We start from the raw sequence: 13,831 nt of genomic DNA on the forward strand, positions 1-13,831 counted from the left end.
ATGACCTCGTCTACCCCAGCGGTTGTCCGCACGCGATTTGCACCCTCTCCTACTGGCTTTTTACACCTTGGCGGCGCACGCACTGCCCTTTTTTCATGGGCTTTTGCCCGCCATCATAAAGGGGTTTTTGTATTGCGTATCGAAGACACCGACCTCGAACGCTCGACACCTGAGGCCGTGCAAGCCATTTTAGACGCCATGCAATGGTTGAACATGCAGCCTGACGAAGGCCCCTTCTACCAAATGCAACGCATGGATCGCTACAGCGAGATCATTGAAAAAATGCTGGAAGACGGCACGGCGTATTACTGCTACAGCAGCCCCGAAGAGGTCGAAGCCATGCGCGAGAAAGCCCGTGCAGCCGGCAAGAAGCCGCGCTATGACGGCACATGGCGCCCAGAACCAGGCAAAACCCTGCCAGCAGTGCCCGAAGGCCGTAAGCCCGTTATTCGTTTTAAAAATCCGCAAGACGGTGTAACCGCGTGGCACGACTTGATCAAAGGCCCCATCAGCTTTGACAACACCGAACTTGATGACCTGATCATTGCCCGCCCCGACGGCACGCCCACCTACAACTTTTGCGTGGTGGTCGACGACTGGGACATGAAAATCACGCACGTACTGCGCGGCGACGACCACATCAACAACACGCCACGGCAAATCAATATCTTGCGAGCGCTGGGTGCCGAACTACCACAATATGGTCACTTGCCAATGATTCTCGGCCCCGATGGCGACAAGCTTTCAAAGCGCCACGGCGCCGTGAACGTCATGCAATACCACGAAGACGGCTACTTACCCGAGGCGATGATCAATTATCTGGCCCGCCTGGGCTGGAGCCATGGCAACGACGAAATTTTCTCGCGCGAACAACTGGTCGAGTGGTTCGACACCCGCAATTTGACCAAGTCGGCCGCACAATGGGACCCTAAAAAGCTGAATTGGGTCAATGCGCATTACATTCGCGAAACAGACAACAGCCAACTGGCTACCCTGGTTGCGCCGCGTATTGCCGGCCTGGGCGGCAACCCCAATGCTGTTGACCTGGACGATGTCATGGGCCTGCTGAAAGACCGCGCCGAAACGCTGAATCAACTGGCCGAAGGAGCCATGCTGTTTTGCCGCGAATTTGCCGGCGTCGACCCAACCCTGAAGGCCGAACACCTGACACCCGAAGCGGTTACCGTTCTGCAAGACTTTGCCGACCAGGCCGCCAACCTGCCCACCTGGACAACTGAAGCTCTGGCCAGCCTGATCAAGGCAACCCTTGAAAAGCACAATATCAAAATGCCCAAACTGGGCGTACCGTTGCGCGTTGCTGTCACCGGCCAAAAGCAAACACCAGCCATAGACGCCGTGCTGAGCATTCTGGGACGGGAAACCGTACTCAGCCGCCTGGAAGGCCTGTCCGACTAACCAGCGCCTAAAAGGGCAGACGGTAATCGTTTGGCATTCGGCCCAAGGTAATGTCGCCGTCGGGCGCCCGCAATCGCAGCTGGCGCCCCGACTGCGCACCTACGGTGTAGTTGTTAGTGTAAATGGGGTCGTCGGTCTCGACCTCGGCGCCATTAGAACGCAAGGTTTGCAATACCAGCGTTTGGCCCTCAAGGCGCCAGCAACCCTCTTCGCTTAACATTTGCGGCGGCTTACCCCGGCGCTGCAACTGCTCGCTGTAGGCCATTTTCCCGTCGGGCCCCAACTTTATCCAGACCTTAAGCTCGCCGGCAATGCCCGGCGACTTGCGGGTGCCCAGCCAGTTTCCGACCATACCCTGGCCCGCAGCTGCGGCCTGGCACTGTGGCTTGGGTGCCTGAACCTGCGGCGCCTGTTTCGTGACAGGGGCGCACGCCGCCAATAACATAACCAGCCCCGCAACGGCACTGACACCTGCAACCCTATTTACTTGTATCCGACGCATAACACCTGCTAATAGAATCAAACGATTTGGCAAGATACCAAGGGCAAGCGGTACTTGCCAATGGGGTGCAACATTTGCTCACCAAGACAGGCTTCCAGCCTGCCCCCAGACGGCCGAAAATAATCGAATAAAAAGGTTTCCAAGCACTATCAATGACTTGGCAGAGTTTGTCCGATTTTTTTCCCGGCTGAACAAAAAATTCATGTAAAACCGGCTTGATTCGCACGAGACCAGACACTACAATTAGTGCTCAAAATTACTCAAACCACTATATATAGTGGTTACAACAAAAAGAAGCACAGCAGTAAAAACAGCAGTTTTGCAGCCTGTTCTCTCTTCCACCATTCATAAAAACACGCTTCGGCGCTTAAAAAGCACGCCGTTTCCAGGAGCCCTCATGCAGACTTCTCAAACCGAATCCACGACCGCCCAACAGCCGTCGCCCGCCGCAAAATCGGGCAATGCCGGCAAGGCCAATAACCCCTGGCAAAACTTCAGCACCATTCGCCGTAACGGGGCCGTCGTTGCCTTCGAACCCAACAAAATTGCCATCGCCATGACCAAGGCCTTCCTGGCCGTCAATGGGGGGCAAGGTGCAGCGTCCGCCCGCGTCCGCGAACTGGTCGAGCAACTCACCTCCCAGGTCGTCAACGCTCTGGTGCGCAACCGCCCAGGCGGCGGCACGTTCCACATCGAAGACATTCAAGACCAGGTCGAACTGTCGCTCATGCGCTCAGGTGAACACGACGTTGCCCGCGCCTACGTGCTGTATCGCGAAAAGCGCGCCCAAGAACGCGCACGCGCCGAGTCGGCCAACCCCTCGCCCGCACAAGCTGTCGTGCTGCATGTCACCGACAATGGTGTACGCCGCCCGCTCGACCTCGACCAGCTCAAAGCCACTATCGATGCTGCCGGTGTCGATTTGCCTGTACAAATCGACTCCGACGCCATTCTTAAAGAAACCATCAAAAACCTGTACGACGGTATCCCCGCCGACGAGGTCTACAAGTCGGCTATTTTGTCAGCCCGCGCCATGGTCGAAAACGACCCGGCCTACAGCCAAGTCACTGCACGCCTTTTGCTGCACACAATCCGTGCCGAAGTGCTGGGCGAAGAAGTCTCGCAAGCCGAGATGAACACCCGCTACGCCGAATACCTGCCCCGCTTTATCAAAACCGGTATCGAAAACGGCCTGCTCGACGACAAACTGGGCCAGTTCGACCTGCCCAAGTTGGCTGCTGCCCTGAAAGCCGACCGCGACAACCAGTTTTCGTATTTAGGCCTGCAAACGCTATACGACCGCTACTTCCTGCACGTACGCGGCCGTCGCATCGAACTGCCGCAAATTTTCTTCATGCGCGTCGCCATGGGCCTGGCCCTGAACGAAATCGACCGCGAAGCGCGCGCCATCGAGTTCTACAACATTCTGTCGTCGTTCGACTTCATGAGCTCGACGCCCACGCTGTTCAACTCCGGTACGCTGCACTCGCAACTGTCGTCTTGCTACCTCACGACCGTCTCTGACGACCTGGTCGGCATTTACGACGCCATCAAAGAAAACGCTCTGCTGGCCAAATACGCTGGCGGCCTGGGCAACGACTGGACACCGGTACGCGCGCTGCGCAGCCACATCAAAGGCACCAACGGTGAAAGCCAGGGTGTGGTCCCTTTCCTTAAAGTCGTCAACGATACAGCCGTTGCCGTCAACCAGGGCGGCAAACGCAAGGGCGCGGTTTGCGCCTACCTCGAAACCTGGCACCTCGACATCGAAGAGTTCCTCGAACTGCGCAAAAACACGGGCGACGAGCGCCGCCGCACGCACGACATGAACACGGCCAACTGGATCCCCGACCTGTTCATGAAGCGCGTCATGGAAAACGGCGACTGGACCTTGTTCTCTCCGTCCGACGTCCCCGACCTGCACGACAAATACGGCAAGGCTTTCGAAGAAGCCTACACCGGTTACGAAGCCAAAGCTGCGCGCGGCGACCTGCCCCTGCACAAGACAATCCCGGCTGCAACGCTGTGGCGCAAGATGCTGTCCATGCTGTTCGAAACCGGTCATCCTTGGCTGACATTCAAAGACCCATGCAACATTCGTTCGCCGCAACAACACGTTGGTGTGGTTCACAGCTCTAACCTGTGCACCGAAATCACCCTGAACACCAACGAGTCTGAAATTGCAGTGTGCAACCTGGGCTCGGTCAACCTGGCCGCGCACATCACACAAAACGCAGACGGCAGCTACGCGCTCGACCACGACAAGCTTCAGCGCACCATCGACGTAGCCATGCGCATGCTCGACAACGTCATCGACATCAACTATTACGCCGTACCCAAGGCACGTAACTCCAACGTACGCCACCGTCCGGTCGGCATGGGCATCATGGGCTTCCAAGACGCCCTGCATATCCTGCGCGTTCCGTTTGCGTCGCAAGCCGCCGTCGAATTCTCCGACCGCTCTATGGAAGCCGTTTGCTACTACGCCTACCTGGCCTCCAGCAAACTGGCCGCCGAGCGCGGGCCTTACGCCAGCTTCCGTGGCTCACTCTGGGATCGCGGCATTCTGCCTCAAGACACCCTCAAAATGCTGCGCGACGAACGCGGCGGCTATGTCGAAGTTGACGACAGCAGCAGCATGGACTGGGAAGCCCTGCGCGCGCACATCAAGCAATACGGCATGCGTAACTCCAACTGCGTTGCCGTAGCGCCTACCGCCACTATTTCCAACATCATTGGCGTGTCACCCTGCATCGAACCCACCTATCGCAACCTGTATGTCAAATCAAACTTGTCGGGCGAGTTCACTGTCGTCAACGACCACCTGGTGCGCGATCTGAAAGCACGCGGCCTCTGGGACGAAGTCATGGTCGCCGACCTGAAATATTTCGATGGCAGCCTGGCACGCATCGACCGCATCCCCGAAGATCTGCGCGAGCTGTACGCCACCGCGTTCGAAGTCGACCCCAGCTGGGTCGTCGAATGTGCTGCGCGGCGCCAAAAATGGATCGACCAGGCCCAGTCACTGAATATTTTCATGGCCGGTGTCTCGGGTAAAAAACTCGATGCCACTTACAAGCTAGCTTGGATTCGCGGCCTGAAAACCACGTATTATCTGCGCTCTAGCGGCGCAACCAACGCCGAAAAATCCACCGGCCGCGGCGGCGAACTGAACGCCGTTGCCCAAGCAGGCATGAGCGGCGGCATGGCTGCGGCCCCCGCGCCCATTTCGACGGCACCCGACCTGCCCGAAGCCGAAGTCATGGGCACCGTATGCACCTTGCGCCCTGGCGACGACGGCTTCGAAGAGTGCGAAGCTTGCCAATAACGCCGGCCAAACTATTTAAAAGGTTTAATCATCATGCTTAACTGGGACGAAGATACCCCCCTCGGCACCCCTACCCCCGCAGCGGCGCCTCGCGCCGCAGCGCCTGCGGCTCACGCTCAACCCGACGTAGCCATGGTCAACCCTGTTGCTGCTGCGGCTTCGACGACGGCGGCACCGGCTTCGGCCGGTCGCGTCAGCGCGGCCGACAAGCGCATCATCAATGGTCAGACCGATGTCAACCAACTGGTGCCGTTCAAGTACAAATGGGCCTGGGAAAAATACCTCGCGACCTGCGCCAACCACTGGATGCCGCAAGAAATCAATATGTCGCGCGACATCGCCCTCTGGAAAAACCCCACAGGTTTAACCGAAGACGAGCGCCGCATTGTTAAGCGCAATTTGGGCTTCTTTGTCACAGCCGACTCGCTGGCCGCCAACAACATTGTGTTGGGCACATACCGCCACATCACAGCGCCCGAATGCCGGCAATTCTTGTTGCGCCAGGCCTTTGAAGAAGCTATTCATACGCACGCCTATCAGTACATCGTCGAAAGCCTCGATCTCGACGAGTCCGAAATTTTCAACGCGTACCACGAAGTCCCATCGATCCGCGCCAAAGACGAGTTCCTCATTCCGTTCATCGACGCTATCGCCGACCCGAACTTCAATACAGGCACGCCCGAAGCCGACCAGACCTTACTCAAGTCGCTTATCGTGTTTGCCTGCCTGATGGAAGGCTTGTTCTTTTACGTGGGCTTTACTCAAATTCTTGCACTGGGTCGCCAGAACAAAATGACAGGTGCTGCCGAGCAGTACATGTATATCTTGCGTGACGAGTCCATGCACTGCAATTTCGGCATCGACCTGATCAACACCATCAAGCTCGAGAACCCGCATCTCTGGACACCAGAGTTCCGCGAAGAAATTCGCGAACTCTTCAGCAAGGCCGTCGATCTTGAATATGCATATGCCGAAGACACCATGCCACGCGGTGTGCTTGGTCTGAACGCATCCATGTTCAAGTCTTATCTGCGCTTCATTGCCAACCGACGTTGCCAGCAAATCGGTATCGAGCCACTCTTCCCGCAAGAAGAAAACCCCTTCCCCTGGATGGCAGAAATGATCGATCTCAAGAAAGAACGCAACTTTTTTGAGACACGTGTCATCGAATATCAAACAGGTGGGGCCCTAAGCTGGGAATAATGCTTGGATAGTGTTACTGCTTACGTTAGACTCATAGCGTGCCGGGTGCTGTGCACTTTGCACGCTTGTGCCATTTGAAATGGGTCGCACCATAATGTGGGGGCCATATCAAATGGGTGGACGTTCTGTACGATTCATTCTCAAGGAGCATCACTATGGCTACAGCCAAGAAGGCAGCACCAAAGAAAGCCGCTGCAAAAAAAGCAGCACCAGCAAAAAAAGTTGCAGCAACCAAAGCAGCGCCCGCTAAAAAAGCAGTAACGGCAACCAAGGCCGCACCCGCAAAAAAAGCGGCTGTTAAAAAAGCTGCGCCTGCCAAAAAAGCCGTAGCCAAAAAAGCAGCGCCGGCAAAAAAGGCAGTTGCTAAAAAAGCAGCGCCAGCTAAAAAAGCAGTAGCCCAAAAAGCAGCACCGGCCAAGAAAGCCGTCGCGAAAAAAGCTGCGCCAGCCAAGAAAGCAGTAGCAAAGAAAGCAGCACCTGCCAAAAAAGCAGTGCCCGCAAAAAAAGCAGCCACTAAAGCCGCTGCTGCTCCTGCCAAAAAAGCTGTAGCTAAAAAAGCGGCGCCGGCAAAATCGGCAGCGCCTAAAGCCGACGCCCCCAAGGCCAAAAAAGAAGAAAAGAAAACCGAAAAAAAAGCCAAGAAAGAAAAAAAAGCCAAAGCAACCAAAGCTGAAGCCAAAGCCAGCAAAGGCGCTCAAGCCACCGAAGCCAAAAAAACGGTAAACCCCGTCGCATCGTGGCCCTTCCCCACCGGCGACAGGCCTTAAGCTTTAAAAGTACCGGCTTTACTTCCTTCAAACTGCCTGGCCATGCCAGGCAGTTTTTATTGACACGACAGCATATGCAAACAAGGTCTGCCATCAAGCGTGCCTTTACCGGCCAGCTGAGCAGCAGTGTTTCTGCATGCGCAAGCCCTGCGCTCGTGCGACAATGTGCCGTTGTTAACTTTCAGGCTGGCGACTACTCATGTTTGGCAATATCCTGCACTTCATTATCAACATCGTCTTCTCGCTGTTTGGCATTGCGCTCATCATCCGCGCCTGGATGTACGCAATCCGCCTGCATCCGTTCAACCCGTACGCTCAGGCAGTTTTACGCATTACCGACTGGCTGGTGCAACCTATCAAAAAAGTCATCCCAGCCAGCAAGTTCCTCGACTGGCCCAGCCTGCTGGCCGCCTACCTGACCGCGCTGGTCTTTTTGCTCCTGACCTTCTTCGTACTCACCGGCCACTTGCCTGTCGTCAACGGATTGCTGGGCGCCTTGGTCGCCAGCTTTCTCACGGTACTTAAATGGGCGTTCAACCTGGTGTTGTGGCTCACGCTCATTCAAGTTGTACTGTCGTGGGTTAACCCCATGGCCCCGTTAATGCCCGTACTGCAAACACTTACTGCCCCACTGCTCGACCCTATCCGCCGCATTCTTCCCAGCCCAGGGGGCATCGACTTCTCACCCCTGGCGCTGCTTATCGTGGCCCAAGTCGTCATGATGGTGCTCGAAGGCTTTGCGTACCGGCTCTTCGGGGTTTAAGCCCGCAACGTTAATCAACCAAAAAAAACGCTGCTTTTATAGCAGCGTTTTTTTTAACTTCTTTAACCGTTCTTACATGGGCACGACGCGGGTTGGGCCCTGGCCGCTAATAACACGCACCCGCTGACCGGCCGAAATAGCTACGTCGGCCGCCTGTGCAATAACGCGTGTTTCGCCGTTATCGAGCTGTACGGTGATTTCGAGCCCTTGGGTTTTACCGACCTGGTTTTCGATGGTGTTACCCAGCAAACCGCCCAAAATAGCGCCGCCTACCGTTGCAATCGCACGGCCCGAACCGCCGCCCACAGCATTACCGGCAACACCGCCCAAAGCGCCACCTGCAATCATGCCAGCGCCCGACGACTTCTCGTTTTGAATGGTGACAGGACGCACCGAAACCACAGTGCCCATGCGCATGATTTGCTCTTGTTGCGCCTGACCATAGGTATAGACAGAGCTGGATGCCGAGGGATTGGCACACCCTGCAATAACCGCCAGACTACCTACCGCAACCGCCAATGCAGCCCAGCGACCGCCACGCGATGGAACATGTGTTGTAACTGTCGAACCCATTTCGATGCTCCTTTAGGCCTTGGACGCAAGGCCCGATAATTAAACTGCTGCCGGCAATGCCAGCCCATAATGTTGCTGAAGCATGGCCGCGATGTCATCGCGCCCAGGCTGATGATTTTGCGGGCCGCGTGAACCAATTTTAATCGCGCCCATGACATTCGCCAAACAACAGGCGTCGTGCAAGGCCCAGCCTTCGGACAACCCATACAACAAACCCGCGCGGTGGGCATCGCCGCACCCTGTTGGGTCAACTACATCACTAACTTTGACCGGATCAATATGCGTCGAGTTCCCGTTCTGGAACACGGTAGCACCTTCGGCACCGCGCGTGACCACAACTGCCTTCAGTCGTTCGGACAAGGCCTCCATGGACACACCGGTACGCTGGGCAATCACGCTGGCCTCGTAGTCGTTAGCCGTCAACAAGGTAGCCATATCGATCATTTCGTGAAGATCGTCGCCTGAAAAGAGCGGCATGGCCTGCCCCAGGTCGAACACGAACGGAATACCGGCATTTTTCATGCGTCGAGCATGGGCAAACATACCCTCTTTGGAGTCGGGCGACACAATGCCCCACACCGCACCGTTGCCATCAAAATCGTTTTCTGCCGAACGCACCATGGCACCGGGGTGAAACGAAGCAATCTGGTTGTTGTCGAGGTCTGTCGTGATAAAGCACTGGGGCGTGAACATGTCGGAAATGACACGAACCTGGCTGACGTCGATACCTAAACTACCCATGTACTCGAGATAATCGGACGCATCGACCCCAACGGTGCCAACGGGCACAGGATGCCCACCCAGCAAACGCAGGTTGTAGGCAATATTGCCTGCGCAACCACCATACTCTTTACGCATTGACGGCACGAAGAAAGACACGCTAAGCGACTGGATGCTGTCGGGCAAAATATGATCTTTGAAATGCCCCTCGAAAACCGTAATGGTGTCGAATGCAACCGAACCGCAAACTACTATTTTCTTTGCCATCTTAATCCTTTGAAGGAAAATACTTGCCTAATTGATAACCATTGATACGCAAGCCGTTAACTGGCACCGATACACGCAAACGAACCTCTTGTTGCGCGCCGAACGGGCCTCTGAGCTGTTGATCGTCAAGATAGTCGGCGGGCTGCAAAATACGTCGCGACACAATGGCGCCCGAGAAATCGACCAGGTCGAGTGTAAGCGCCGGCCACTGCTGCGGCTTGTCGTAGGTATTGCGCATGACAACAGTCAACACCATTTCAGTCACGTCTGCCGCACCCAACGGAGGCCTAGTCTGTCCGGCTTCTGCGCCAGCCGCACGTAATGAAGAATCCATTATCGAGATGCGATCAATGCGCTGCGGATAGTCGACGGTGCAATCAAGATGCAGGCATGCACGCTCAAGCCAGGGTCGAGTCCATGGCACCTCAGCCGCCAGTTGCATACGGAATGCATAAGCCAGCAAAAGGGCCGCCAGACCCAAAATCAGCAATACCAACACCCAACGCAGCCCGCCCGAGCGCCCACTCGACACACGTCGACGATCGGTTAAAAATACGCTGTCGTTGACCTTACGATAATTTTTGGGCTCGACGAAAATACGAGGCGCGTCCGATGCGGGCGCATCGTCTTCGATATCGGACTCGAACACGCCAGCGCCGCGATCATTGAGGGTATGTGGTGAGCGAGGCCCGGCACTGGGCGCCGCAAACGTAGGCTCGGGTCGTGCGGGCACCGCAGGCGCCCGACCTCGTACAGGAATCGTCACGGGCGGCAACGTATCCTCTGGCGCCTGAGGCAGCGCTGCGGGTACGTAGTCTTCGGCCGACTTCTCGTCTACGACCGCCTCGTAGCCGTCGAAGATGCCGGCGCAATTAATGCACCGGATATATCCCTTGCGCAGCTTCATTTGCTCGAGGCTGGCCCCGAAGACAGTGCCGCAATCGGGGCAACGGGTGTTCAGCTTCATACTGCTACGCCAGAAGAAACATTACTGGCCACGTTGGCCGTGCAAACATACCCAGCCGTCACGGGCTTTCCAGACAGACATGGCTATCCAGGGGGCATACGCTTGCGCGACCTCTTCGGCCTGCCGCTCGAGCACCCCTGACAACACTAGATGACCACCAGGCGACACCCGATGACACAGCATGGGCGCAAGGATCTTGAGCGGATTGGACAGAATATTGGCTACAACGACGCCAAAATCGCCCTCGGGCAAAGCATCGGGCAAACCAGCCTGCAATTCGACCTGATTGACTGACGCGTTGTATTGCGTCGAGGTGACTGCCTGCGGGTCGATGTCGACCGCCCAGGTAGGGCCACAGCCGAGCTTACGCGCAGCAATGGCCAAAATACCCGAACCGCATCCGTAATCGAGCACGGTGGGCGCCCCTGTCATGGCTTCGGACAACCATTCGAGGCACAAGTGCGTTGTAGGGTGACTGCCCGTACCAAACGCCAGACCAGGATCAAGCTCAAGCGTGACCACGTCGTCTGATGCGGGCACGATCTGATCATCGCGATGCCAACTCGGGATAATCCAGACTTTTTCACCCACTTGGATCGGGCCAAACTGCGATTGCGTTACCCGAACCCAGTCAGCGTCGGGCACCTCGCGTGTTTCCCAGTGAGATAGGTCGAGCCCCAGGTCGGCATTGACACGCACGGCCTCAAGGATGTGCTCGGGGTCAACACCATCGGGAAGCAAGGCAACAACACAGTTGTGTTGCCACGCCTGCACTTCGGGCTCGGTACCCGGTTCGCCGAACAAAGGCTGTTCAGCTTCGGTATCACGGTCGGCGTCTTCTACAGACACCGACAGCACACCCGCCTCGAGCAGCGCGTCGGACAATGCCTCTGCCGCTGCTTCGGGACAATTCAACACCAATTCACGCATGAGAGCTTCCGGATTGTTGACGAACGGCCCGATCAGGGACGCTGCGACAACTTGTGTTCGAGATAGTGAATACTGGTGCCACCCTCGACAAAGCGGGCGTCTTGCATCAGCTCGCGGTGCAGCGGGATGTTGGTTTGAATGCCTTCAACCACCATTTCGGACAAGGCAATTTGCATACGCGCAATCGCCTGCTCGCGGGTATCACCATACGTAATGAGCTTGCCGATCATGGAGTCGTAGTTAGGCGGAATGCTGTAACCGCTGAATACGTGGGAATCGAGACGAACACCCATCCCCCCCGGGGCATGCCAGGCGGTGATTTTGCCCGGGCTGGGCGTAAATTTGAAGGGGTCTTCGGCGTTGATACGGCACTCGATGGCATGGCCGCGGAACTGGACGTCACGCTGACGGAGCGTAAATTTTTCGCCGGCGGCAATCCGGATTTGCTGGGCAACCAGATCGACACCTGTAATCATTTCGGTAACGGTATGTTCGACCTGAATACGAGTGTTCATCTCGATGAAGAAGAACTCACCATTTTCATACAAGAATTCGAATGTCCCTGCGCCGCGATAACCCATTTTGCGGCAGGCTTCGGCACAACGTTCGCCAATGCGTTCAATGAGCTTGCGCTGAATATGCGGAGCGGGCGCTTCCTCAATAACCTTTTGGTGGCGACGCTGCATCGAGCAATCGCGCTCACCCAGCCACACGGCATTACGTCCGCCGTCGGCCAGCACCTGGATTTCGACGTGACGCGGGTTCTCGAGGAATTTTTCGAGGTAGACCTCGGGGTTGTTGAACGCAGCACCGGCTTCGGTGCGCGTCATACCCACAGCATTAAGCAGCGCGGCCTCGGTGTACACCACACGCATGCCACGACCGCCACCACCACCAGCAGCCTTGATAATGACCGGGTAACCCACGTTGCGTGCAATGCGCAAAATTTCTTGCGGGTCTTCGGGCAGCGCGCCGTCGGAGCCGGGCACAACCGGCACACCGGCTTCGATCATGGCGTGCTTGGCACTGACCTTGTCACCCATGAGGCGAATGGTTTCGGGGCGAGGGCCGATAAAAACAAAGCCGCTTTTTTCAACGCGCTCTGCGAAGTCGGCGTTTTCGGACAAAAACCCGTACCCAGGGTGAATGGCTTCGGCGTCGGTAACTTCGGCGGCCGAGATAAGGGCCGGCATACTCAGGTAGCTGTCTTTGGCAGACGCAGGGCCGATGCAAACAGCCTCGTCGGCCAGACGTACGTACTTGGCCGAACGGTCGGCCTCGGAGTACACGACAACGGTTTTAATGCCCAGTTCACGGCAGGCCCGCTGAATGCGCAGGGCGATTTCACCGCGATTGGCAATCAGGATTTTTTCAAACATGGATCAGCCAATTACAAATAGGGGTTGGCCATACTCGACGGGCTCGCCATTCTCGACCAGGATTTCTTTGATCACGCCAGACTTGTCTGCTTCAATTTCGTTCAGCAACTTCATGGCTTCGATGATGCACACCGGATCGCCTTCTTTAACCGACTGGCCAACCTCGACAAAAGGCGAAGCCCCTGGATTAGGCGCACGGTAGAACGTACCTACCATAGGTGCTTTGACGATATGGCCTTGCGGCGCCTTGGGCGCGGCTTCGGCGGGGGCAGCGGGTGCTGCCGCAGCTGCGGCCTGCACAGGCGCGGCCTCGGGCACGTAGGCCACCGGCTGAACCGACTGGGAGAATTTGACGATGCGTACCTTACCCTCGCCTTCGGTGATTTCGAGTTCGGCAATACCGGACTCGGCAACGAGATCGATCAAGGTTTTTAATTTTCTGAGGTCCATACAAACTTCCCGTAACGCGGCATCAGGCCAATTCAGCGCGATGCTCGAGTAATGATTGTTAAAAAATTAATTGGTGAAACGCAGCACCTAATGAGCCAGGGCATAACGAAGCGCTGCCTCGTACCCATAGGCACCTAAACCTGCAATAACGCCCTGCGCCTGATCCGACAAATACGAGTGATGACGGAAAGGTTCACGTTTGTAGACGTTGGACAAATGTACTTCGATGAACGGCAAACCCACTGCGGCCAACGCATCGCGAATAGCCACACTGGTGTGCGTGTAAGCACCTGCATTAATGATAATGAATTCTGTTTCGTCGTGCCGGGTCGCCTGAATGCGATCAACCAGCTCACCTTCGTGGTTGCTTTGAAAAACAGCACAACCCGCATCGGCTTCGGCGCAGACTTCGGCCAGGCGCGCGTTGATATCGGCCAGCGTTTGCCGCCCGTAAATGCCGGGTTCGCGGGTACCCAGCATGTTCAGGTTAGGGCCATGCAAAACCAGAATGTGTTGTGCCATTTATGCTTTTCTACGACAGACAGACCGTCTTTTTACGCTAAAGA

General features: G+C 56.3%; 13 protein-coding genes. 5 read left to right on the top strand and 8 right to left on the bottom strand.

The window, feature by feature from the left end; translation table 11 throughout:
- The gene (gene gltX / locus PuT2_RS02435) at window positions 1-1,416 is read left to right on the top strand and encodes a glutamate--tRNA ligase (protein WP_093969425.1); all 1,416 of its coding nucleotides are present in this window, start codon (window positions 1-3) and stop codon (window positions 1,414-1,416) included.
- Between the two features lie 7 nt (window positions 1,417-1,423).
- Here gltX and PuT2_RS02440 read toward each other — a convergent pair whose 3' ends face one another.
- The gene (locus tag PuT2_RS02440) at window positions 1,424-1,918 is read right to left on the bottom strand and encodes a hypothetical protein (RefSeq protein WP_123660868.1); all 495 of its coding nucleotides are present in this window, start codon (window positions 1,916-1,918) and stop codon (window positions 1,424-1,426) included.
- Between the two features lie 397 nt (window positions 1,919-2,315).
- On the opposite strand from PuT2_RS02440, the gene PuT2_RS02445 reads away from it, so the two are divergent.
- From PuT2_RS02445 to PuT2_RS02460, 4 genes are all read left to right on the top strand, one after another.
- The gene (locus tag PuT2_RS02445; protein ID WP_093969427.1) at window positions 2,316-5,246 is read left to right on the top strand and encodes a ribonucleoside-diphosphate reductase subunit alpha; all 2,931 of its coding nucleotides are present in this window, start codon (window positions 2,316-2,318) and stop codon (window positions 5,244-5,246) included.
- A gap of 33 nt (window positions 5,247-5,279) precedes the next feature.
- Window positions 5,280-6,449, top strand: a complete 1,170-nt coding sequence (locus PuT2_RS02450) for a ribonucleotide-diphosphate reductase subunit beta (RefSeq protein ID WP_093969428.1) — start codon at window positions 5,280-5,282, stop codon at window positions 6,447-6,449.
- 155 nt (window positions 6,450-6,604) lie between these two features.
- Window positions 6,605-7,216, top strand: a complete 612-nt coding sequence (locus PuT2_RS02455) for a histone (protein WP_093969429.1) — start codon at window positions 6,605-6,607, stop codon at window positions 7,214-7,216.
- Between the two features lie 199 nt (window positions 7,217-7,415).
- Window positions 7,416-7,979, top strand: coding sequence for a YggT family protein (locus tag PuT2_RS02460; RefSeq protein WP_093969430.1), 564 nt, complete (start codon window positions 7,416-7,418; stop codon window positions 7,977-7,979).
- Window positions 7,980-8,051: 72 nt separating this feature from the next.
- Here PuT2_RS02460 and PuT2_RS02465 read toward each other — a convergent pair whose 3' ends face one another.
- From PuT2_RS02465 to aroQ, 7 genes are all read right to left on the bottom strand, one after another.
- Window positions 8,052-8,552, bottom strand: a complete 501-nt coding sequence (locus PuT2_RS02465; RefSeq protein WP_093969431.1) for a glycine zipper 2TM domain-containing protein — start codon at window positions 8,550-8,552, stop codon at window positions 8,052-8,054.
- Window positions 8,553-8,591: 39 nt separating this feature from the next.
- Window positions 8,592-9,539, bottom strand: coding sequence for a carbohydrate kinase family protein (locus PuT2_RS02470; RefSeq protein ID WP_093969432.1), 948 nt, complete (start codon window positions 9,537-9,539; stop codon window positions 8,592-8,594).
- Window position 9,540: 1 nt separating this feature from the next.
- A complete protein-coding gene (locus PuT2_RS02475; protein WP_093969433.1) occupies window positions 9,541-10,506 on the bottom strand; it encodes a zinc-ribbon and DUF3426 domain-containing protein in 966 nt (321 codons plus the stop codon).
- 21 nt (window positions 10,507-10,527) lie between these two features.
- Complete coding sequence (prmA, locus tag PuT2_RS02480) at window positions 10,528-11,436, bottom strand: 50S ribosomal protein L11 methyltransferase (RefSeq protein WP_093969434.1); 909 nt, start codon at window positions 11,434-11,436, stop codon at window positions 10,528-10,530.
- 32 nt (window positions 11,437-11,468) lie between these two features.
- Window positions 11,469-12,815: an acetyl-CoA carboxylase biotin carboxylase subunit gene (accC, locus tag PuT2_RS02485; RefSeq protein ID WP_093969435.1), complete on the bottom strand. Its 1,347-nt coding sequence runs from the start codon at window positions 12,813-12,815 to the stop codon at window positions 11,469-11,471.
- A gap of 3 nt (window positions 12,816-12,818) precedes the next feature.
- Window positions 12,819-13,265: an acetyl-CoA carboxylase biotin carboxyl carrier protein gene (gene accB, locus PuT2_RS02490; RefSeq protein WP_093969436.1), complete on the bottom strand. Its 447-nt coding sequence runs from the start codon at window positions 13,263-13,265 to the stop codon at window positions 12,819-12,821.
- 87 nt (window positions 13,266-13,352) lie between these two features.
- Complete coding sequence (aroQ, locus tag PuT2_RS02495; protein WP_093969437.1) at window positions 13,353-13,787, bottom strand: type II 3-dehydroquinate dehydratase; 435 nt, start codon at window positions 13,785-13,787, stop codon at window positions 13,353-13,355.
- Between the last annotated feature and the right edge of the window lie 44 nt (window positions 13,788-13,831).

Origin of the sequence: Pusillimonas sp. T2 (assembly GCF_002236805.1) — a bacterium.
Lineage (GTDB): Bacteria > Pseudomonadota > Gammaproteobacteria > Burkholderiales > Burkholderiaceae_B > Neopusillimonas.